This is a genomic window from Microbacterium sp. UBA1612 (genome assembly GCF_002321605.1).
Lineage (GTDB): Bacteria > Actinomycetota > Actinomycetes > Actinomycetales > Microbacteriaceae > Microbacterium > Microbacterium luteum.
This window is the reverse complement of sequence record NZ_DCMW01000011.1, coordinates 37,012-58,868: the sequence shown is the minus strand read 5'-3', so window position 1 is coordinate 58,868 and position 21,857 is coordinate 37,012. Positions and strand designations below refer to the sequence as shown.

Genomic DNA, 21,857 nt, shown 5'->3' with positions numbered 1-21,857 from the left:
CGATCGCCGGAGCAGCCGAGGTCTAGGGTCGGGGAGCATGAGCTCTCTGCGCATCCTGTTCCTCGGCGGCTCCGGCGTCATCAGCACCGCGTGCGTGCGTGCCGCGGTCGCCGCCGGCCACGACGTCGCCGTCCTCAATCGCGGCAGCCGCTCCCGGCCTCTTCCCGAGGGCGTCCGTGAGCTGACGGCCGACGTGCGCGACGGTGACGCCGTGAGAGGGGCGATCGGAGGCGACCGGTTCGACGTCGTCGCCGACTTCCTCTCCTTCATCCCCGACCACGTCGAGACGACCCTCTCCGCCGTCGGATCGCCCGCTCAGTACATCTTCATCAGCTCGGCCTCCGCCTACCAGAAGCCGCCGCGTCGACTCCCGGTGACCGAGTCCACGCCCCTTCACAACCCGTACTGGCAGTACTCGCGCGACAAGATCGCGTGCGAAGATCTGCTCGTGCAGCGCTCGCGGCGCGACGGACTGCCGATGACCATCGTGCGACCGTCGCACACCTACGACGACACGCTCCTGCCGACCCTGGCCGGATGGACCGACATCGCCCGGATGCGCGCCGGCAAGCCGGTGGTCATCCACGGCGACGGCACCACGCCGTGGACCATCACCCACGCCGACGACTTCGCCGTGGCGTTCACCGGTCTTCTCGGTCACCCGGCGGCGATCGGTGACTCCTTCACGATCACCGGCACCCACGCACCGACGTGGAACGACATCTACGGATGGCTCGCGGAGGCGGCCGGCGTCGCCGACCCGCGATTCGTGCACGTGGCCAGCGAGACGATCGCACGGTGGTCACCCGACCTCGGCCCCACTCTCCTGGGCGACAAGGCTCATGCGATGGTCTTCGACTCCGCGAAGGTCACGGCCCTCGTGCCGGAGTTCCGCACAAGGGTGACCTTCGACGAGGGCGCACGGCGCATGATCGCCTTCCACGACGCACATCCCGAGCGCCGGCGCGTCGACGCGGACCTCGATGCGCTGTTCGATCGCATGATCGCGCATGCCGATGCGGCCGGGGTCTGATCGCCCCGGCCGCATGGCCGCCGTCACCGGGTGATGTCGGTCACGACTCCCTTCGCGAGGCGCAACCGGCGCCGTGCCCGTCGTGCGACCGCGGAGTCGTGCGTGACGGCGATGAGCGTCAGCCCGTCCGCGTTCAGGCGCTCCAGGAGAGAGAGGATCTCGTCGCGCATGCTCTCGTCGAGGTTGCCGGTGGGCTCGTCGGCGAGGAGGACCCTCGGGCGCTTCACGATCGCACGCGCGATCGCCACGCGCTGCTGCTGGCCCCCGGAGAGCTCCGACGGCCGGTGATCCGCGCGCTCGGCGAGCCCGACCTGCCCGAGCGCCTCGGCCACGCGTTCGGCACGCTCCGCCTTCGGCACCGACAGCGGCTCGAGTGCCATGTCGACGTTCTCGGCCGCTGTCAGCGTCGGGATCAGGTTGAACCCCTGGAAGACGAAGCCGATCTCGCGCGCCCGCAGACTCTCGAGCTCTCCGCGCGAAGCAGCGGCGATGTCGAGGTCTCCCAGGAGAACGCGACCCGACGTCGGCTTGTCCAGGGCACCGAGCACCTGGAGCAGCGTGGACTTCCCCCCGCCGGTCGGCCCCTGGATCGTGACGAAATCACCCGTCGCGATCTCGAGGTCGACACCGGTGAGGGCCTTCACGATCCGCCCCTTCTGCTGGTACGTGCGCCTCACGTCCGTCAGGCGGTAGAGCACGGCGGGGACGGCGTCCGGTGCGGTGTCCGCGTCGGTGTCGATCATGGTCATGAGGGCTCTCCGTTCAGGGGTCGATGCGAGATGTGCGACCAGTGGGGCCGGGCGGGGGTCATCCGACAGACCTCAGCGCCTCGGCCGGGCTGAGGCGCGCCGCGCGCCAGCCGCCGAACGCGCCCGCCAGCAGTCCGCCGATGATCGCCAGACCGATGGCGGCACCGACGACCCACAGCGTGACCGGCGCCTGCAGCACGATCTCGGTCGCGGTCTGCGCCGCGGCCTGACCGAACGCCTGGCCGCCGGGACCTCCCCCGGCTGCACCCCCGGGTCCTGCGGCCGCGGTGGCCCCGGCAGTGGTGGAGATCGTGGGCGAGACGATGTTGATGATCCCGATGCCGAGGAGCCCGACCACGAGACCCGCGGCACCGCCGATGAGGCTCTGCACCACAGACTCCCCCGCGACCTGGCCGACGACACGCCCGTTGGACCAGCCGATGGCCTTGAGCGTGCCGAATTCCCGTGTGCGCCGGCTCACGCCCGAGATGGTGAACAGCACCGCGAGGGCGAGGGCGACGGCCAGAACGATCACCGACAGCCACGTGCCGAGGTTCGTGATGAGGGCGGACGCGCTCGAGAGGGAGCCCGACACGGTCGATGCGAGGTCGGACTGCGAGCTGACGGTCGCATCCGGGAGCGCCTCTTCGATCTCGGCCTGCACGGCACTGATCCCATCCGATGACGACGCCTGCACGTACACGGTCGAGAGCACGTCTCCGACGCCCGAGAGATCCTGCGCGACATCGAGAGGGATGTACGCGTTGGCGGCGGTGTCGGCCTCGTCGGAGGTGGATGCGACCACGCCGACGACCTCGAACTCCTCACCGGCGATCTCCATCGTGTCGCCGACGGCGAGTTCCGCCGTGGTCGCATAGCTGGCGTCGATGACGGCCACAGCGGCGCCTGCATCCGCGGACTCCAGTGCGCGGCCGTCGGTGACGGTGACCGACGAGAGCGGCCCGATGGCGGCCGCATCCGGCTCGATGCCCATGACCGTGAAGGAGTCCAGGCCGAAGGCGCCGCCTCCGAATCCGCCGCCGCCCGCGCCGCCTTCGGGCGGAGCCTGGGCCGTGCCCTCCTCGGCGGCGGGGCTCTCGGCGGGCGCCTGGCCGACTTCGCCGGAGAACGTCGTGTTCGTCAGGCTCAGGGTGCCGGTCGCGGCCTCGACGCCGTCGGCTGCGAGTACCGTGTCGAGCACAGACGCATCCAGCGTCGAGCGGAACATCTCCGTCGTCAGCTGCGACTGCTCGATCGAGGTCGTGCCCTCCTCGTCGGTCGCCCCGGCATCCTCGTCGAAGTCGAACTGCTGACCGCGGGTCCCTTCGCCCGGCTCCGCCTGCGCGCCGGTCACGGTCAGATCCGTGCCGACGCCGTAGACCGACTCGAGCGCCTGAGCCTGGGCGTCGCGTACTCCAGCCGCCAGCGAGTTCACGATCATCACGAGGGCGATCGCGATCGCAAGGCCCGAGGCCACGATCACCGTCTGCTTCTTGCGGCCGGCCAGCTCCCGCCGCAGGTACCTTGCGTACATGGGTCTCCTCTCGGCGGTCCGTCCGCCGTGGCGAGACTATGAGCCGTCCTGATGACGGTCCGTTGCGCGGGTTATGAGGTCGTTATGGATCGTCGTCTCGGCATTTCACAGCATCCGCATAGAACTCGCCATAGGAATCGCATAGCTTGATCTCCACAATGGGTGTCATGACCACCCCGATCTCCGCGAACGCCCTCACCCGCCCTGACGGATCGCCCTTGCGCGTTCTCGTCGTCGACGACGAGCAGATGCTGACGGACCTGCTGTCGATGGCGCTGCGCATGGAGGGATGGGATGTGCGCACGGCGGCGTCGGGTCTGCAGGCGCTCCAGGAGACACGGGACTTCGCGCCGGACGCACTCGTGCTGGACATCATGATGCCCGACCTCGACGGGATGGCGGTGCTGCAGCGGCTGCGCCAGTCGGGCAATGACGTCCCTGTGCTCTTCCTCACCGCGAAGGATGCCGTCAGCGACCGTGTGGCGGGGTTGACCGCCGGGGGCGATGACTACGTGACCAAGCCGTTCAGCCTGGAGGAGGTGGTCGCGCGTCTGCGCGGGCTGATGCGGCGCGCGGGAACGGCGCTGTCGGCGGAGGCCGAGCCGATCCTCCGCGTCGGCGACCTGTCGCTGAACGAGGACAGCCACGAGGTCATGCGCGGCGCCGACGAGATCGAACTGACAGCGACGGAGTTCGAACTGCTGCGCTTCCTCATGCGCAACCAGCGTCGGGTGGTGTCCAAGGCCCAGATCCTCGATCGGGTCTGGAACTACGATTTCGGCGGGCGCTCCAGCGTCGTCGAGCTCTACATCTCCTACCTGCGCAAGAAGCTCGACGCCGGACGCGAGCCGCTCATCCACACCGTCCGCGGCGTCGGCTACATGATCAAGGCGCCGCAGTGACCTCACGTCCCTCGGTGCGCGGCCGCCGCCGGTGGAGCCTGCAGGCGCGCCTGATCACCGCGATCGTGGCCGTCGTGGCGCTCATCCTCGTGATGGTGGCGATCGCCACGAGCGCCGTCCTCGGTCGCGTGCTGCAGGACAACCTCAACGCACAGGTGCAGACCGCCGCCCAGCAGACGGCGGGGACCCTGCTCGACCTCAAGGTGCCGCGCGATGAGCAGCAGGTCACGGCGTCGGAGGTCCTTCAAGCCGGGAATCAGCCACAGGGAACGGTCCTCGTGCTGCGGGGCGGGATCGACGGCACCCAGACCGGCGCATACGTCGCGGGCCCGGGAGAGATCGTGGTGCTCACCGCGCAGCAGGTCGAGGACATCCTCCTCGGAGTCACGACGCCCGATTACACGACCGTGTCGATCGACGGGCTCGGCGACTACCGGATGTTCCCGTATCAGTCGCTCGGCTACGTCGCATACGCGGGGATGCCGGAGTCGGGTGTGCAGCAGACGGTCACCCCGATCATCACGTCGGTCGTGCTCATGACCACCGGAGGACTCGTCCTCCTCGCCGTGATCGTGGCGTGGATCGTGCGCCGCTCTCTGGCGCCGCTGCGCGCCGTCGCCGCGACGGCGACACGCGTCGCGAGCCAGCCGCTGGCCGAGGGCGAGGTGTCCATCACCGAGCGGGTGCCCGAGGATCAGACCGACGAGAACACCGAGATCGGCCGGGTCGGCCACGCGCTGAACACGCTCCTGGACCACGTGGACTCCTCCCTCGACGCCCGTCAGCGGAACGAGGAGCGGATGCGGTCGTTCGTCGCCGACGCCAGTCACGAGCTGCGCACCCCGCTGGCCTCGATCCGAGGCTTCTCGGAGCTGTCGCTGCGAGCCCTGCGCGCCCATCCGGACTCGCCGCAGGCCGCGGAGACCACCGAGCAGTCCCTCGAGCGGATCCAGGCGCAGTCGGTGCGGATGACCGACCTCGTGGAGGACCTTCTGCTGCTGGCCCGGCTCGATGAGGGACAGGAGCTCGTCTACAGTCCGATCGATCTGACCCAGGTCGCGGTGGAGTCGGTGGCCGACGCGCGGCCGGCCGGACCCGAGCACGAGTGGATCCTCGATGTTCCGGACGAGTCGCTCTACGTCGCCGGAGACGCCACCCGCCTGCATCAGGTGGCGGCGAACCTGCTCGCCAACGCCCGCACCCACACCCCCGCCGGGACCGAGGTGACCGTGAGCGTGAGCCGGGAGGACGGCGACGCGGTGCTGCGCGTGCACGACGACGGCCCGGGTGTCGATCCCTCGATCGCCGACGAGCTGTTCGAGCGGTTCTCCCGCGCCGACCGTTCCCGCGCCCGCAAGAGCGGCGGAACGGGACTGGGCCTGTCGATCGCCAAGGCGATCGTGGCCGCGCACGGCGGCAGGCTCTCGGTGCAGAGCGAGCCCGGCGACACCACGTTCGAGGTGCGGATCCCCGCACGTCCCGCGGACCCCGCGGCCGCTCCGGCGGATCGCGCCGTCGATTCCGACGTGTCGGTTCAGTAGCCCGAGTCAGTAGCCCGAGAAGGCGTCGGTCGTGATCGACCGCGCCTTATCGAGCGCGGGCGCAAGATCCGCGATCAGTCGTGGCGGACCCGAGATGTAGGCATGGCGCATCGCGATGTCTGGCACGACCCGCAGCAGGCCGTCGGCATCCAGTCGCACTCCGCGCGCCCAGCGCCAGTGCGACGGCAGCTGGTCCGGTTCGTCGCGGGTGAAGACGATCACGGGAACGCCGGACGCCTCGATCTCGTCGCGGAACACCAGTTCGGACGCCTCTGCGGCGACGTAGACGAGCACGACGTCGCGATCCTGATCGGTCAGTCGCCCCTGCCGGAGCTGCGAGACGAACGGCGTGACGCCGATCCCAGCGGCCACCATGAGCACCGGGCTCGTGGTGCTGGACGGGAGCAGGAAGTCCCCCCAGACGCCGGTGACAGCCAGCGACGATCCCTCGGTCACCTCGGCGAGCGCTTTCTTGTAGCTGCTCTGGGCCTTGCCCGCCGTCACCGCATCCCGGAACGCGACCCGAACCTCGGGAGCGTCGGCGGGCGCCGAGACGATGCTGAACTCGCGACGGGTTCCTCGCGCGTCGGGCCGGTGGTGCGGAACATCGAGCTCGAGGAACTGGCCCGGGTCGAATCGCAACGGTCGCTTGGCGCGGAAGCTCAGCTCCTGCACCGTGGGCGTGAGGTGGCGACGGCCGATGAGCGTCAGGCGCACCGCTGTGCGGAACGTGAACGCGAAGGCGAGCAGGTTCCCGATGAGGAGGGCGCGTTCCTGCCCGAGGCTGACCGCGCCGAGGTCGATGGGCCACCCGGCGAGAACGCCCACGAGGGCGGCCACGCTCAGCTGCTGCCAGCGACGAGGCGGCAGCGTGAGCGGCTCGGAGAGCATGAAGGCGCCGAGGAAGAGGAACGGCGAGGCCCAGATCACCGGCCCCACGATCTCCGCTCCTGCCACGGTGATGCCCGCCTGCTGGTACTGCACCGCCGTCCGCAGCACGCCCACGCCGACGGCGACGACGAGGAAGAGCGCGACCACGCGCACCTTCTCGGTACGCCACAGCACGGCCAGTCCGAAGAGGATGACCGGCGCGGCCAGCACCGGCGTGCCCACCCACCACGACGACGCGCCGAGCGCCGGCACGGCGGCGCCGAAGAGGGTGAGGACGGTCGCCCCGACGGCGGCGGGGTTGAAGATGTGACGGCCCCGCCACGCGAGCAGGTACTTCGACGCCGAGGCGACGACCCCGGCGAGGGCGATGCCGGCGAGCGCCGCGGGATCGAGAGTGGGTCGCAGCACGAACAGCAGGATGAACGAGGTGATGAGCGCGGACTCGAGCCGCAGCGGGAGCCGCAGCACCCGGTGGGCGATCGCATCCGTCGCCGCACTGACCAGGAGCAGCACGGCGAGCGTCGCGAGCAGCTCGAGCGGCCCGGGCGCGACGAGCCCGAAGACGGACACCACGAGGGCGACGGCGCTCAGCCCGACCAGCGCGAGGAACACCACCCGATACATCGACAGGCGGCCGAGCACCGCGAACACGCGGTTCGAGAACGAGGTCAGCGTGGCGATCACTCCCCCACGCTAACTCTCCCGGCGCATGTCCCGGCTCCCCGTGGACGGGCGCACGCGTGTCGCAGACATCCCAGAGCACCCGAAGCACAGCGCCGGATCCGTGAAGAAATCGTGAAGAATCCGCCCAGGTGCCTCACCACCCGTTGTCTCGACGCACGTCGGGACGCATGCTGTCAGCCTGCGGGGCGACACTGGGGAGTGGCCCGGACGGCGAGTTCGTCCGGAGACGGCCCCGCGGGCTGGGGGTCACACCATGCACGTCATCGATGCCGTCGTCGCCGCCTCCTGTGCGGTGATCGTTCTCGGAGCATGCTCGCTCCGAGGTTCCGACCGGAACCGGGAGCGAGCGCGAAGCGGTTGTCTCATCTCTGCTGCGCTGCTGGTCATCGCCGTTCTGAACCTGCTCGTCGAACTCGCCGACCGCGCGGGCGACCCTGCCGCGGTCGCACTGCACAGCGCGACGCTCGTGATGCCGCTGGTCCTCGTCGGCCTCGGTCTCATGGGGATTCGCGGCGTGACCGCCGAAGCTGGAGCGGCGACCCCGCTGCGGGTCGTCGCCATCGGCGCGCATCCGGATGACCTCGAGCTGGCCGCCGGCGGGACCCTGGCGAGGTGGGCCTCCGAGGGCGCGCACGTTCACGGCCTGGTGATGAGCCACGGGTCGCGAGGCGGCGATGCCGAGCGACGGATCCATGAGGCGGTCGCCGGGGCTCACGCGATGGGACTCGTCGACATCGACGTCCTCGACCACCCCGACACGTGTCTGGCCGAACACGCGAACGAGATGGTGCTCGCCATCGAAGACACGCTCCGGCGCATCGAGCCCGACATCATCATCACCCACTCGCACCACGATGCGCATCAGGACCACGCCGCTGTGCACGATGCGGTCATGCGCGCCGCGCGCCGTGCGACCTCCATCCTGTGCTTCGAATCCCCCTCGGTGACCAGCGAGTTCTCGCCGACCGCCTTCGTCGACATCAGCGCCCACCTGCCGGCGAAGATCGCCGCCGTGCATCGCCACCGGGACCAGTCCGGCAAGCCCTACATGGGAGCGGATCGGCTGCGCGGCATGGCCGCCTTCCGCGGCAGCCAGGGCCGCGTGGAGTTCGCCGAGGGATTCGAGCAGATGCGGATGCTCGTGGGCGACCACCGCGCACCGAGCATCGTCCGCTCCGAGCACCGCGCGGAGACCCTCGAAATCCGCACCGCATCGACGCGGCTCGAGCCCGTCGACGGCAGGCAGCCGTGAAGACCGTCCTGCTCACGGGCGTCGGTGGACCGGCCGGACGAGCGCTGGCCGCGCAGCTGCGGCCCTTCGCGTTCGCCGACGATCCGGTCTTCACGATCGGTGCGGACATGCGGGAGCTCGCCTCCTCCGATGCCCGGCTCGTGCTGCGCATTCCCCCCGCGACCTCGTCGGAGTATCTCGCCACGCTGCACCACCTGCTGGAGTACTACGAGGTCGACCTGTTGATCCCGACGGTGTCGGAGGAGCTCCCGATCGTCGCGGTCGCGGCACCCCTGCTGGCGGGTGTCCGACCGTCGATACCCGGCCACCCCGGAGCCGCCCTGCCACCGGAGCCGCCACGCCGCTCCGTCGTGATCGCGTCGGCGGCCGCGGTCGCCCTCGCCTCGGACAAGCTCCTGACGATGCAGACCCTGCGACGCGCCGGCGTCGGCGTTCCGGACTTCGCCGACGCGGGCGAATTCCACACCGCGGCATCGGCCCTGCGCGTGCTCGGCGGCCCGCTCGTGCTCAAGCCGCGGATCTCGCGCGGCGCGCGCGGTGTCTCGGTCGTGCGGCACGCGAGCGATCCGTGGCCGGCATCGGGGGCGCTCATCCAGCGCTTCGCTCCCGGCACCGAGTACTGCGTGCAGATCCATCGACCCGTCGGGGCGGATGACGGCGCCGTCGTCGTCCTGCGCAAGACGGCGTTGAGCGGCGGAACGATCGGGAACGCCGTGAGCTGCGTCGTCGATGAGGGCGCGGTCGACGTCGGAGACATCGCGTGGGCGGCGGTCACGGCCCTGGGGGTGACCGGCCCTGCCGATGTCGATGTCCGCCGCGACGACACGGGCCTTCCCGTCGTCCTCGAGGTGAACGCGCGGTTCGGCGCGCAGTCCGCGGCCGCACCGGCTGTACTGTCATCGGTGCTTCGTGCGCACGGGATGCCCTGATGATCGAGGCGGTGATGCTCGTCGCGGGGATCGCGTGGATGCTGTTCGCAGTCGCGCGACTCCTCCTCGCCCCGTTCGCGATCGCCGAGGAGATCCGTGACCGTGTCCGCCGGTCCACGACGCCGCCGCCGACGCTGTCGGTGAGCGTGGTGGTGCCGGCCTACAACGAGGGCGTCGTGCTCGACGGCTGCGTGCGCTCGATCATCGCCCATGCCCCGGCCGGCCTGGAGGTCGTGCTGGTCGACGACGGTTCGACCGACGGCACGTTCTCGCGGATGCGCGCGCTCGCGGGCGAGTACGCGGGGGTCATCGCGATGACGCAGGAGAACGCGGGAAAGGCCGCGGCCCTGAACGCCGGCATCGCACGCACCAGCGGCAGCATCGTGCTCCTCGTCGACGCCGACGGCGTGTTCACGGCGCAGACCTTCACCGAGCTCCTCCGGCCCTTCGCCGATCCGACGGTCGCGGCGGTGTGCGGCGACGATCGCCCCGTCAACCTCGACCGCGTGCAGACGCGATTCCTCGCGGTGATCGGGCACGTCGGAACGGGACTCATGCGTCGAGCCCAGTCCTTCTTCGGCGTGCTGCCGGTCGTCTCCGGGAACGCCGGCGCCTTCCGCCGCGCGATCCTCGACGCGGTGGGTCCACTGCGCGCCGGATGCATCGGGGAGGATCTCGAACTCACCTGGCGCATCCACCGCGCGCACGGACGTGTCGTGTTCGCCCCCCGCGCGGTGGTCTACGCCGAGTCCCCGTCCACCCTTCGCGGGCTCTGGCGGCAGCGCGTGCGCTGGGGGCGCGGGCTGCTGCAGACGGTGCGCGTGCACGCGGACCTGATCGGGCGTCCGCGCTACGGACTCTTCGGACTCTCTCTCGCGCCGCTTCTGGTCGCGTCGGTCGTGCTGCCGGTGGTCCAGGTGGCCGCCCTCCCCCTGCTGGCCATCACCCTGATGACGGGGGCGGTGGGGGTGGATGCCGACATCTGGGGGGCGCTGCTGTGGCTGGGCCTTCCGGTCTCGGCAGCGCTGGTCCTCCTCGCGGTCTGTCTCAACGACGCCTGGGCGGATCTGCGCCATGCCTACGCCCTGCCGCTGTGGCCGGCGTACTCGATGATGATGAGCGCCGTCATGGTGGCAGCCATCGCCGGTGAGGCGCGAGGGCGTCCGGCGGCGTGGAACAAACTCGTGCGCACCGGCGTCAGGTCGCCGCGTCCGGTCGGAGCGGAGCCGTGAGCGGCGGTGCGCGTGCAGTCGCGGGCCTCTCGGTCGCCTTCCTCCTCGCGTCCTGCGCGCCTTCCCCGGCTGATGATGACGCCGGTGCCGACCGCGCGGTGGTCACGACGATCGGGATCGGCTTCGAGACGCTCGTCGGCGACACCGACTGGGCCGACCTGGTCGATCACCTGCGAGAGGCGGACGTCGGCGAAGTCTCGCTCGCGGTGGGGCGCATCGACTGGCTCGCCTTTCCCCCCGACCTCGTCGGCGAACCCTCCTCGGAGGTCATCCGGTCCGGACGGGACTACGTCGAAGAGGCCCTCCAGCAGCTGCGGCCGTGGACCTCCGACGGAGGGCGGCGGGTGACCCTCACGATCGATGCGCTGGCTCCGGCGCTCCTCGCTGCTTCGCCGCACCTCGCGGGAACGACGGCCGACGGCCGACGAAGCGACGATTTCCCGTCGCTCGCCGCCTGGGCAGGCCCCGTGGGCGCAGACCTCGTCGCGCTCGCCGAGGACATCGCGCAACGGTACCGTCCGGATGAGGTCGCCATCACGGAACTGCTGGCCGATCACACCTTCGGGGCCGACGACCTCGCGTCCTTCCGCGAGCATTCCGGGCTGACCGCGTGGCCGATGACCGCGGACGGACGGATCCGCACGGATGCCCGGGAGATCGCGGCATGGCGAAGCGACGCGATCACCGAGCTGGTGGGGAGGGTGGCGAACGCGGTGCATCGCCACGACGTCGCACTGGCGGTGGATGTGCGTGTCGACTGGGAGGACCCCGCCGCCGGACGCGCCGACTCCGGCCACGACTATCGCGCCCTGCTGTCGGTGGCGGATCGACTGATCCTGTGGTGCTACGTCGGACTGGTGGATCGCGCGCCCGCCGAGGTCGGCTTCGTCGGTCGCGAGCTCGCCTCAGCGGGTGTCGACCCGATGCGCGTGGTGCTGTCGGTGGGACTCTGGGACGATGACGGCACGCTCAGCGCAGACGACCTGCGCGACGCGCTGACCGCGATCGAGGGACGGATGCCCGCGGGCGTCACGCCGGTGTCGTCGATGACGGAGGCGCACTGGGCCGCCATCGCGGCCGCTGTCACGCGGTGAACAGACGTGCCGCGCACCCCGGGGAGTACTCGGCACGACCGTCGGTGGTCATGCGCACCCACGCCACGCCCCGGTCGTGGGCGAAGCGTGGACCTCCGTCGAAGAAGAGGGCCGTCGCGACGGCATCCGCGGTCATCGCGTCGTCGGCGACCGCCCAGGTCGCGACGATCGTTCGCACCGGCTCTCCCGTGCGTCCGTCGATCACGTGGTGCAGCCCGTCGCCCCACGCACGCCGGTTCGTCGCCGAGGCGCACAGCGCCGCATCCTCAAACTCCCACACGCCGATCACCCGATCCGGGTCGTACGGATGCTCGAGGCCGACGCGCTCCACCGCGCCCCGCGAGCGCAGGTCGCCGCTGGCGTCCACCACGAGCGGGCCGGCAAGGTGATGCAACGACTGGAACACGAGATCCACCAGTCGCCCCTTGCCGAGCGCGCCGACATCGATCGTCGCCGGACGGGTGAGCGTGATCTCCCGTCTCGTCCACGAGAGCACCTCGCGCCACGGAAGCGCCGGGTGGACGCCGGCCGGACGCAGCGTGAGGTCGGCGTCGTAGCCGAGGGCTTCCAGCGCGTCTCCCGCGAGCGGCGTCACGGCGTCTGCCGTGGCCTCCGCCGCTGCGGACAGCGTGTCGAGCAGCATCACGGCGTCCGCCGGCGCCGGAGCAGAGCCCGCACCCCGAGCGAGAGCGGCGACGACCGAGTCGTCACGGAAGCGGGACCAGGAACGGTCGAAGTCCTCGATGAGGTGCCCGACGCGCGCCCGGTCGGCTCCCGGGACCGGTTCGGGTGTCTCGACCCGCCAGGGCACGCCGATGGCATCGAATCGCCACATCGCGGGTGCGACGGTCACCTCACGCCGCCGCGTCGGCCTTGATCTGGTCGAGGGCCTGCGTGAAGCCGCCGCTGGTCAGCGACGAGCCGGCCACCCGGGTCACCGAGACGTCGTCGATGTCCTTGCCGACGACCTCGGCGGCGATGCCGCCGACGAACTCGGACTGGTAGCGCTCCGACTCGGCGTTGGTGGGGTCGCCGACCACCTCGACGGCCGTGATGACGTCGTCCTCCAGGGTCACGGTGACCGTCACCACCTCCACCGACTCCGGTGTGGCATAGGATCCCTCGGCGGTGTAGGTGCCGTCGGTGTAGGGGGCGGCGCTTCCGGAGGAGCCCGCAGCGTCGGCACCCGCGCTCGAGCAACCGGCCAGAAGGGCGGCGCCGACCACGCCGATGCTCGCGGCGGTGACACGGACGGGGGTGACGGCACGGACGGTCATGAGATCTCCTGGGGATCGAGCGGCGTGGTTCCACCCTGACAGCGACACCACGGCGCGGCGTCTGGCCGGCCTATGAATGGCCTGTGGGAATCGCGCTCAGGCGGCACCGTTGAACATGCTCGTGACCGAGCCGTCCTCGAAGACCTCGTGGATCGCCCGCGCCAGCAGCGGCGCGATGGGGAGCACCGTCAGCGTCGGGAAGCGCCGGTCGTCGGGGATGGGCACGGTGTCGGTGACGACGACCTCGTCGATCGCCTCGCTCTGCAGCCGCTGCGTCGCGGGGTCGCTGAAGATCGCGTGGGTCGCCGCGACGATCACGCGGAGCGCTCCGTTCGCCTTCAGCGCCTCGGCCGCCTTCACGATCGTGCCGCCGGTGTCGATCATGTCGTCGACCAGCAGGCACACGCGCCCCTCGACATCGCCGACGATCTCATTGACGGTCACCTGGTTCGCGACATTCGGGTCGCGGCGCTTGTGGATGATCGCCAACGGCGCCCCGAGGCTGTCCGACCAGGTGTCCGCGACGCGCACGCGCCCGGTGTCGGGCGAGACGACGGTGAGCTGCGAGCGATCGACGCCCGACAGGTTCTGCTCGAAGTACTCCAGCAGCACGGGCTTGGCGAAGAGATGGTCGACCGGGCCGTCGAAGAAGCCCTGGATCTGGGCGGCGTGGAGGTCGACGCTCATCACGCGATCGGCGCCGGCGGTCTTCAGCAGATCGGCGACCAGGCGACCGCTGATCGGCTCGCGTCCGCGTCCCTTCTTGTCCTGGCGCGAATACGGGTAGTAGGGCGCGACGACGGTGATGCGCTTGGCGGATGCGCGCTTGGCCGCATCCAGCATGATGAGCAGCTCCATGATCCACTCGTTCACCGGAGGACCGAAGGACTGCACCAGGAAGACGTCGCAGCCGCGGATCGAGACTTCGAACCGGGTCAGGATCTCCCCCGAGGCGAAGGTGCGGTACTCGGTGGGCACCAGCTGGGTGCCGAGGGCCGTGGCCACATCTTCGGCGAGCGTGTGGTGAGAACGGCCGGATGCCACCACCAGGCGCTTCTTGGTCTTGGCGACCAGTCCGGGTGCGACCTCGTGCTCCCGATCGAGCTCGACCGTCTTCTTCTTACGCGCCATCGTCCGCCTTCTGTGTCGACCGGGACCTCGCCGCCGCCTCCGCCGCCGCAGTACCCGCTCTGTTCTTCTCGACCCACCCCTCGACGTTGCGCTGAGGGGCGACGCTCAACGCCAGGGCACCCGAGGGCACGTCCTTGCGAATGACGGCTCCCGCGCCGGTCTTCGCGCCGTCACCGATTCTAACGGGGGCGACGAAGACGTTGTGCGAGCCGCTGTGCACGTCATCGCCGATGACGGTGCGGTGCTTGGCGAGGTCGTCGTAGTTGGCGGTGATCGCACCCGCACCGAGGTTGACGCGATCGCCGATCTCGGTGTCGCCGATGTACGACAGGTGCGGCACCTTGCTGCCCGAGCCGATCGTGGAGTTCTTGACCTCGACGAACGTGCCGATCTTCCCGCTGCGACCCAGCTCCGCGCCGGGCCGCAGGTACGCGAACGGTCCGACGGTCGCGCGCTCGCCGATGATGGCGAACGTCGCATCGGTACGGGTCACGGTAGCGCCCGCACCGACCTCGCAGCCGACGAGGCTGGTGTCGGGACCGATGGTCGCACCCTCCCCCACGGTCGTGGCACGGAGCACCTGCGTTCCGGGGAGCAGGGTGACATCCGGGGCGAGCGTGACGTCAACGTCGATCCACGTGGTCGCAGGATCGAGCACGGTGACGCCCTCGAGCTGCCAGCGCCGGACGGTGCGGGCGTTGAGGGCACGGGCGGCCTCCGACAGCTGAACACGGTCGTTGACCCCCAGCGCCGCCGCGGTGTCGGGCGCGACCGCCGCGCCCACCGGCCGCTGCGCGGCCCGGGCGAGGGCGATCACGTCGGTGAGGTACTTCTCCCCCTGGGCGTTGTCGGTGCCGATCTCGGCCAGGTGCACCCGCAGCGCGTCGATGCGGAACACGTACACGCCGGCGTTGATCTCACCGACGCCGCACTCGGCGTCGGAGGCGTCCTTCTGCTCGACGATGCGCAGCACGTCGCCGGACGCGTCACGGATGACGCGACCGTATCCGGTCGCGTCATCGAGGAGCGCGCTCATGACGGTGACCCCCGCGGCGCGCTCGCGGTGGGCGGCGACCAGCGCCGCGAGCGTGTCCGACTGCAGCAGCGGAACATCGCCGCTGAGGACCACGACGTCGCCGTCGAAGTCGGCGAGGGCGTCGAGGGCGACCTCGACGGCGCGCCCCGTGCCCGGCACGTCGTCCTGGTCGACCACGATCGCGTCCGGGGCCTGTTCGGCGATCTCGGCGGCGACGAGGTCCCGCTCGTGGCGCACCACCGTCACCACGCGCGCGGGCTGCAGGGCCTGCGCGGTGGCGAGCACGTGGCCCACGAGAGAGCGGCCGCCGATGCGGTGCAGAACCTTGGGTGTCGCCGACCTCATCCGCGTGCCCTGGCCGGCGGCGAGGACGATGACGGCCAGGGATGTGTCGGTGTTCACCATGCTCCGCCGCCAGGACTCGAACCTAGACCTCACAGCTCCAAAGGCTGTCGTGCTGCCATTACACCACGGCGGACCGCGGCCGTCTCGGGCCGCTCCCCCAGTCTGCCAGCCTTTCCGCTGGGGAACCGCCGGGTGCTCAGCCCTTGACCGCCCCCGAGGTGAGGCCCCCGACGATCCAGCGCTGCAGGGCGATCACCAGGGCGACGATCGGAATCGCCCCGACGATCGCACCGGCGGTGAACAGTCCCCAGTTGGACTGCAGCAGGTCGGAGACCCACCCGTACATCCCGACGGCCAGCGTCCACTCGTCCTGCGAGCTGAGCACCAGACGCGCGATGACGAACTCGTTGAAGGTGGCGACGAAGCTGAGCATCGCGACCACCGCCAGAACGGGGACCACGAGGGGGAAGATCAGACGCCAGTAGATCTGCGCGTGGGTGGCGCCGTCGATCTTCGCCGACTCGTCGATCGACACCGGAACGGTGTTGAAGAACCCGTACATGAGGAAGGTGTTCGCGCCGAGCGCGCCGCCGAAGTAGACGCAGATCAGGCCGAGCTTGGTGTTGAGCCCGAGCGCGGGCACGACTTCGCCGATCGCGAGCAGCATCAGGAAGATCGCGATGAAGGCGAGCGCCTGCGGGAACATCTGGATGATGAGGAGCGCGGACAGGCTCACGCGCCGTCCCGTGAAGCGGAACCGCGAGAACGCATACGCCGCCGCCGCACCCATGAGCACCGATCCGATCGCGACGGCCACCGAGATGGTGAGGCTGTTCACCATCCACGTCCAGTAGCGCGTCTCGCCCAGCGCGAGGTAGTTGTCGAGCGTGAACTCGCTGAACAGGGCGGTCGCGGCGGAGAGGCTGCCCCGCGGATTGAGCGACGCCGACAGCGCGTACAGCAGCGGGAAGATCGCGTAGAAGATGACGACGAGGGCGAAGAGGTACTTCCAGCCCACGTCGACGAACCACCGCCTGCGACGGACCGCGCGGCGGCTCGGGTCGACGGCGATCAGCGACTCGGTCTCCGTCCGGGTGCGGACGGTCCCCTCGGGCATCACACGGTTCTCGGACATCACTGGAACTCCTCCAGTCGGCGGGTCTGTCGGAAGGCGATCGCGGCGATGATCCCGACGAGGACGAACACGACGATCGCCAGCGCGCTCGCGAGACCGAAGTCGGCGGCGCCGCCGGAGACGCCCGAGATGCTGTAGATCGCGGTGATGAGGATGTCCGTGCTGCCGAGCGCATACGGAGCTCCGGGAATGGATGGACCACCCTCGTTGAAGAGGTAGACCAGCGGCAGGTTGTTGAACCCGACGGCGAAGGACGAGATGGCCAGCGGCGCGGTGGAGACCAGCAGCAGCGGGAAGATGATCGACCGGAACCGGCGGACCTTGCCGGCACCGTCGATCTCGGCGGCCTCGATGGCGTCCGACGGAATGGACTGGAGCGCCCCCGTGCACACCAGCAGCCAGTAGGGATAGCTCAGCCAGACGTTCAGCCACAGCAGCGCGATCTTGGCGAGCCACGGGTCGCCCAGCCAGTTGATGTCGGCGCCGAAGAAGAACAGATCGTTGATGATGCCGAACTCCGCATTGAACATGCCGCGATACACGAGCGCGGACATGAACATCGGGAACGCGTACGGGAGGATGAAGATCGCGCGCAGCACGCGGCGCCCCCGCACCCGGGGATCGTTGTAGATGAGGGCGAAGAGCAGGCCGAGCCCGAACGGGAGGACGACCGAGAGGGTGGCGAACACGAGCGTCCACACGAACACGATCGACAGGGCCTCGAGGAGGCGGGGATCGGTGAAGAGCTCGAGGAAGTTGTCGAGTCCGACGTTGACGTACCACCCGGTGGGAAGGCTGCTGCCGTCGGCGGCGACGAAGCTGCCCTCATCGGTCGCGTCGTAGACCGTGCCCGTCGTCGTGTCGGTGATGGTCTGCGCCTGTTCATCCCACACGAGGGTCGATTGGTACACCGCGCCGCTCGATCCGTCGCGGGAGCGGATGGCGCCGTCGTTCGGATCGTCGGAGACCGGCACACGCAGATCGACCACGGTCTGCTGCAGGTCCTGGTCGCTGAGCAGGCGCGATCGGTCGACGGGGGTCCAGCCGGGTACTTCGGTGGGAGCGCCGGCCGCGACGGTCGCTCCGGTGTCCGAGAGCGGCTCGAGCTCGCTGCCGACGAGGACCTCGCCGCCGTCGTTGATCGCGAAGCCGATCTCGCCGAGCCCGCGCTCGACCACAGCCAGCGGATAGGTCGGCGAGCCCTCCACCCGGCGCTCGCCCTGGATCAGGGCGGCCTCGACCGCCTGATCCTGCGTGACGTTGTGGCCGGTGCCGTAGTTCGTGAAGGCGATGTAGGCGGTGTAGCCGAAGATGAAGATCTGGAAGGCGAAGAGGAAGACGAGCCCGGGCAGCAGGTACTTCAGCGGCATGGCGCGCTTCCAGAAGTACACGACGTCCGCTGCGACCAGGAGCACGACCAGCACCGCCAGGATCACCCACGACTCCACCCGCAGCGCCGAGATGATCGCCGCGAGACCCGCGGCGTTGACGATCATCATCACGACGAGCTTCACGATGAAGCCCCAGCCCCGGCCGTTCCAGCGCCGTGCGTGCGCGTCGCGCGGCCGCTTGTCCGGCTGTTCCTCCTGGGGCGGGGCGGCCTCCCCCGTCTGTTGGTGCACCGACATCCTCGTCCTCCTCGTGACGGAGCCTCTTGTGGAATCGACCGGTGGTGGGATCGGCTGTCACCGACCCCACCACCGACGGGGATCAGCCGCCGAGTGTGGCGTTGAGATCCTCGATCATCGTGTTCCACGTGGACACCGGGTCCGCGCCGGCGATGATCTGCGCCTCAGCCGCGTTCCAGTACTCCCACACCGACCCCATCTCGGGGATCGAGGGCATCGGCACGCCGTTCTGCGACGAGGCCAGGAAGCCCGCGATGATCGGGTCCGAAGAGACCTCTTCGGCCACCGTGGACCAGGCCGGGATGCGCGGGTCCGCCTCGTAGAGTGCGCGCTGCGCCTCCTCGGTGGCGATGTAGTTGACGAGGAACTCCTGCGCGATCAGCGCGTTCTCGCTCTGCGAGCTCAGGTAGAAGCCCTGCACGCCCACGAAGGGAGCAGCGGGCTCGCCACCGGCCGACGGGATCGGGTTGACGGCGACGTCGACATCGGGGAACGAGGCGATCGCCCACGGGCCCTGCACGGTGTACGCGGCTTCGCCGGAATTGAACAGCTCGTTGTTGATGTCGTAGTCGATCGTCGTCGACAGGTATCCGGCACCGTCCTCGCCGTTCTCGCTCAGCCACTGCGCGAAAGCCTCGCCTTCGGGGCCGGCCATCCCGACCTCGCTGGTGTACGAGCCCGACTCGTCCTGCACGAAGACGGGGGCGCCGAAGGAGGTCTGGAAGCCGTACATCGTGTAGCCGTCGCCGGTCTGACCCTCGGTGTTGATGACGAAGGGGCGCTCCGCGCCGGACTCCTCACCCGCCGCGATCATGTCCTCCCAGGTCGCGGGAGCCTCCTCGCCGACGAGTTCGGTGTTCTGGATCAGAGCAACGGTCTCCAGCGAGTAGGGCAGAGCGTAGAGCTGACCGTCGTAGGTCATCGCCTCGAGGGCGACCGGCTCGAACTCCGACGCCTTCTCGCCGAGGTCGAGCGTGTTGACGACGCCCGAGGCGACGAACTCGCCCAGCCAGTCGTGAGCTCCGATGGTCATGTCCGGACCCTCACCGGTGGGGACCTGCGCGAGGAAATCTGCGCGCAGGTCGGCGAAGTCCTTCTGCACCAGCGTGACGGTCGCGCCGGTGTCGGTCTCGAACTGCTCGGCGGCCGCAGCGACGGCGGGCTCGCGATTCTCGTCCACCCAGACGGTCAGCTCCACGCCGGAGGCGTCGACGGCATCTCCGCCGTCATCGTCGGTGGTGGCGTCTCCGCCCCCGCTGCAACCGGCCAGCAGGGCGGCGGTGGCGGTGAGGGCGAAAGCACCCGTGATCCATGACTTGCGCATGTGAATTCCTTTCTCGGGGTCGTCGTCGTCCCGGTGGGGATCGCGTCTTCACGACCGGATGTGGAGCCGTTGCTCCGGATCTTCAGTTGTCGGTGCTGTTCAGTTGTGGGTTCGGTGGGCGGTGGGAGTGCGGACGACGGCGATGCCGCCGGCGGCCAGCGTCAGTGCCGACTCGACGTCGGTGTCCGAGAGCATCTCGCGTCCCGTGGCCGGCACGGTCACGGGGACGTCACGGTGATTGACGGCCACGAGGTAGTCGGCGTCGTCGCCGTGACGCGTGACCACTTCGACGCCATCGGGCAGGTCGCTCCGTTCGATGCCGGCGTCGCGATACACCTCGGACATGACCGCGGCGAGCGCGTCGGCGTCGAGGCGGGTGCTGAGATACCACGCCACGCCGTCGCCATGCGCATTGCGCGTGAGGGCCGCGCCGCCCTCGGCGGGACCATCGAGGTACCGGGCGACGACCTCGGCGGTCGTGGGGATCACGGCGTCCTGCCAGACGTCGGCGCCGAGCTGGCCGTCGCGTCCGTCGTTCCAGGCGAGGCGGCACGTCTCGTCCTCCCGGAGCGGAAGGAACTCTTCGATCTGCAGCCCCAGCACCTCGTGCAGCGGAGCGGCGTATCCGCCCTCGTGCACGGCGTCGTTCTCGTCGACGATGCCCGAGAAGAAGGACCAGACGAGGGTGCCCCCCGCGGCGACGTAGCGGGTGAGATTGTCGGCGTCGCTCGCGCGCAGCAGGTACTGCGCCGGGGCGATGACGAGCCGGTAGCCGCCGAGGTCGTGGCCCGGGAGGGCGAAGTCCACGGTGATGTTGTCCTTCCAGCACTGCTCGTAGAACTGCCGGATGCGCTCGGCATGCCGCACATCGACCGACGGCCGCCATTCGAGGTCCTGCGCCCAGAACGACTCGAAGTCCCACAGGATCGCCACGTCGGCTCGCACCCGCGAGCCGCGCACCTCGCCGAGTCGAGCCAGCCTCGCCCCCAGTTCGGTCACTTCGCGCCAGACCCGGGAAGTCGTGCCGGCGTGGGGAAGCATCGCGGAGTGGAACTTCTCAGCACCGCCACGGGAGGCACGCCACTGGAAGAAGAGGATCGCGTCGGCACCGCGCCCGAGGTGGGCGAGGGAGTTGCGGGCCATCTCGCCGCGGCGCTTGGCGACGTTGCGCGGCTGCCAGTTGACGGCGGAGGTGGAGTGCTCCATGAGGATCCACGGCGCACCTGCGCCGACCGAGCGGGTCAGGTCCGCCGCCATCGCGAGTCCGATCTCGCCCTCGCGGTCGGCTGCCCAGAGGTAGTGATCGTCGGCGACGATGTCGACCTCGCGCGCCCACGCCCACAGGTCGGTGGTCCAGCTCTGGTTGGCCATGAAGTTGGTCGTGACCGGCTGGGTGGCGTGCCGCCGGATGGTGTCGCGCTCGAGGATGAAGCATTCGCGCAGCTGGTCGTCGGTGAACCGGGCGTAGTCGAGCCGCTGGGCCGGGTTGACGACGGATGCGGATGCCGCCGGGGCGGAGATCTCCTCCCAGGCGTGGTACCACTGGCCCCAGAAGGCGGTCCCCCAGGCGGCGTTCAGGGCGGCGAGGGAACCGTAGCGCTCCTGCAGCCACACACGGAACGCGGCGACGGCGTGCGCCGAGTAGTCCTCCCCGACGGGCGTGCCGTACTCGTTGTGGACGTGCCACATGACGACGGCCGGGTGGTTCGCGTAACGCTCCGCCAGCGCGTCGGTGATCCGCACGATCGCCTCACGGTAGGCCGGCGCCGAGTGCGAGGCCATGCCCCGGGAGCCGTGCGTGAGGGTGACACCGTCCCGCGTGACGACGCGAGCATCGGGATGGGCGGCGTAGAACCACGCCGGCGGTGCCGCGGTCGGGGTTCCCAGGTCGACGCGGATCCCGTTTTCGTGCAGCAGGTCGATGACGTCGTCGAGCCAGGCGAAGTCGAAGACCCCCTCGGATGTCTCCAGCAGCGCCCACGAGAAGATGCCGATGCTGACGAGATTCACGCCGGCGGTGCGCATGAGCGCGACGTCCTCGTGCCAGATCTCGCGCGGCCACTGCTCGGGCGAGTAATCACCGCCGTAGGCGATGCCGTCCACTTTCGGCCACTCGATGTCGCCCGCCATGACCCTCCGT

At 69.9% G+C, this 21,857-nt stretch carries 18 protein-coding genes and 1 tRNA gene; 7 read left to right on the top strand and 12 right to left on the bottom strand.

Features of this window, described 5'->3' with window-relative positions; translation table 11 throughout:
* Positions 1-37 precede the first annotated feature (37 nt).
* Positions 38-1,033 (top strand): NAD-dependent epimerase/dehydratase family protein, encoded by a 996-nt coding sequence (locus tag B3S45_RS05085; RefSeq protein ID WP_194384942.1) that lies wholly within the window; start codon positions 38-40, stop codon positions 1,031-1,033.
* Between the two features lie 23 nt (positions 1,034-1,056).
* Here B3S45_RS05085 and B3S45_RS05080 read toward each other — a convergent pair whose 3' ends face one another.
* Both B3S45_RS05080 and B3S45_RS05075 read right to left on the bottom strand, forming a co-directional pair.
* On the bottom strand, positions 1,057-1,782 hold the full coding sequence (locus tag B3S45_RS05080; protein ID WP_194384941.1) for an ABC transporter ATP-binding protein: 726 nt from the start codon (positions 1,780-1,782) through the stop codon (positions 1,057-1,059).
* A 58-nt stretch (positions 1,783-1,840) separates the two neighbouring features.
* Complete coding sequence (locus B3S45_RS05075) at positions 1,841-3,316, bottom strand: ABC transporter permease (RefSeq protein ID WP_194384940.1); 1,476 nt, start codon at positions 3,314-3,316, stop codon at positions 1,841-1,843.
* A 167-nt stretch (positions 3,317-3,483) separates the two neighbouring features.
* Between B3S45_RS05075 and B3S45_RS05070 the strand changes: the two genes are divergently transcribed.
* Together B3S45_RS05070 and B3S45_RS05065 are read left to right on the top strand one after the other, a co-directional pair.
* Positions 3,484-4,218: a response regulator transcription factor gene (locus B3S45_RS05070; RefSeq protein ID WP_071043346.1), complete on the top strand. Its 735-nt coding sequence runs from the start codon at positions 3,484-3,486 to the stop codon at positions 4,216-4,218.
* Positions 4,215-5,759, top strand: coding sequence for a sensor histidine kinase (locus B3S45_RS05065; protein WP_071042846.1), 1,545 nt, complete (start codon positions 4,215-4,217; stop codon positions 5,757-5,759). The genes B3S45_RS05070 and B3S45_RS05065 overlap by 4 nt, the downstream gene beginning before the upstream one ends.
* A gap of 6 nt (positions 5,760-5,765) precedes the next feature.
* Here B3S45_RS05065 and B3S45_RS05060 read toward each other — a convergent pair whose 3' ends face one another.
* The gene (locus B3S45_RS05060) at positions 5,766-7,334 is read right to left on the bottom strand and encodes an FAD-dependent oxidoreductase (RefSeq protein ID WP_228480972.1); all 1,569 of its coding nucleotides are present in this window, start codon (positions 7,332-7,334) and stop codon (positions 5,766-5,768) included.
* Positions 7,335-7,587: 253 nt separating this feature from the next.
* On the opposite strand from B3S45_RS05060, the gene B3S45_RS05055 reads away from it, so the two are divergent.
* Genes B3S45_RS05055 through B3S45_RS05040 form a run of 4 tightly spaced genes read left to right on the top strand, consistent with a single transcriptional unit; the run spans position 7,588 to position 11,841 of the window.
* Positions 7,588-8,586 (top strand): PIG-L deacetylase family protein, encoded by a 999-nt coding sequence (locus B3S45_RS05055; protein WP_194384939.1) that lies wholly within the window; start codon positions 7,588-7,590, stop codon positions 8,584-8,586.
* Positions 8,583-9,515, top strand: a complete 933-nt coding sequence (locus tag B3S45_RS05050; RefSeq protein ID WP_194384938.1) for an ATP-grasp domain-containing protein — start codon at positions 8,583-8,585, stop codon at positions 9,513-9,515. The genes B3S45_RS05055 and B3S45_RS05050 overlap by 4 nt, the downstream gene beginning before the upstream one ends.
* Positions 9,515-10,747: a glycosyltransferase gene (locus B3S45_RS05045; RefSeq protein ID WP_286717730.1), complete on the top strand. Its 1,233-nt coding sequence runs from the start codon at positions 9,515-9,517 to the stop codon at positions 10,745-10,747. The genes B3S45_RS05050 and B3S45_RS05045 overlap by 1 nt, the downstream gene beginning before the upstream one ends.
* Complete coding sequence (locus B3S45_RS05040) at positions 10,744-11,841, top strand: hypothetical protein (RefSeq protein ID WP_194384936.1); 1,098 nt, start codon at positions 10,744-10,746, stop codon at positions 11,839-11,841. The genes B3S45_RS05045 and B3S45_RS05040 overlap by 4 nt, the downstream gene beginning before the upstream one ends.
* Here B3S45_RS05040 and B3S45_RS05035 read toward each other — a convergent pair.
* The 9 genes from B3S45_RS05035 to B3S45_RS04995 form a co-directional block, all read right to left on the bottom strand.
* On the bottom strand, positions 11,831-12,694 hold the full coding sequence (locus B3S45_RS05035) for an FAD:protein FMN transferase (RefSeq protein WP_336510687.1): 864 nt from the start codon (positions 12,692-12,694) through the stop codon (positions 11,831-11,833). The two genes, B3S45_RS05040 and B3S45_RS05035, sit on opposite strands and share 11 nt — an antisense overlap.
* A gap of 1 nt (position 12,695) precedes the next feature.
* Positions 12,696-13,118, bottom strand: a complete 423-nt coding sequence (locus B3S45_RS05030) for a hypothetical protein (protein ID WP_194384935.1) — start codon at positions 13,116-13,118, stop codon at positions 12,696-12,698.
* Between the two features lie 96 nt (positions 13,119-13,214).
* Positions 13,215-14,249: a ribose-phosphate diphosphokinase gene (locus B3S45_RS05025; RefSeq protein WP_194384934.1), complete on the bottom strand. Its 1,035-nt coding sequence runs from the start codon at positions 14,247-14,249 to the stop codon at positions 13,215-13,217.
* The gene (glmU, locus tag B3S45_RS05020; protein WP_194384933.1) at positions 14,239-15,690 is read right to left on the bottom strand and encodes a bifunctional UDP-N-acetylglucosamine diphosphorylase/glucosamine-1-phosphate N-acetyltransferase GlmU; all 1,452 of its coding nucleotides are present in this window, start codon (positions 15,688-15,690) and stop codon (positions 14,239-14,241) included. The genes B3S45_RS05025 and glmU overlap by 11 nt, the downstream gene beginning before the upstream one ends.
* Before the next feature lies 1 nt (position 15,691).
* Positions 15,692-15,763, bottom strand: a tRNA-Gln gene (locus B3S45_RS05015).
* A gap of 63 nt (positions 15,764-15,826) precedes the next feature.
* Entirely contained in the window at positions 15,827-16,765 is a 939-nt protein-coding gene (locus B3S45_RS05010; protein ID WP_228480971.1) for a sugar ABC transporter permease, read from the bottom strand.
* Positions 16,765-18,393 (bottom strand): ABC transporter permease subunit, encoded by a 1,629-nt coding sequence (locus tag B3S45_RS05005; RefSeq protein WP_286717727.1) that lies wholly within the window; start codon positions 18,391-18,393, stop codon positions 16,765-16,767. Before B3S45_RS05005 ends, B3S45_RS05010 begins: the two co-directional genes overlap by 1 nt.
* Before the next feature lie 82 nt (positions 18,394-18,475).
* Positions 18,476-19,717 carry a sugar ABC transporter substrate-binding protein gene (locus B3S45_RS05000; protein WP_071042835.1) on the bottom strand — a complete coding sequence of 414 codons (1,242 nt, stop codon included), beginning with the start codon at positions 19,715-19,717 and terminating at the stop codon, positions 18,476-18,478.
* 99 nt (positions 19,718-19,816) lie between these two features.
* The gene (locus tag B3S45_RS04995; protein ID WP_194385464.1) at positions 19,817-21,847 is read right to left on the bottom strand and encodes a beta-galactosidase; all 2,031 of its coding nucleotides are present in this window, start codon (positions 21,845-21,847) and stop codon (positions 19,817-19,819) included.
* Positions 21,848-21,857: the final 10 nt, after the last annotated feature.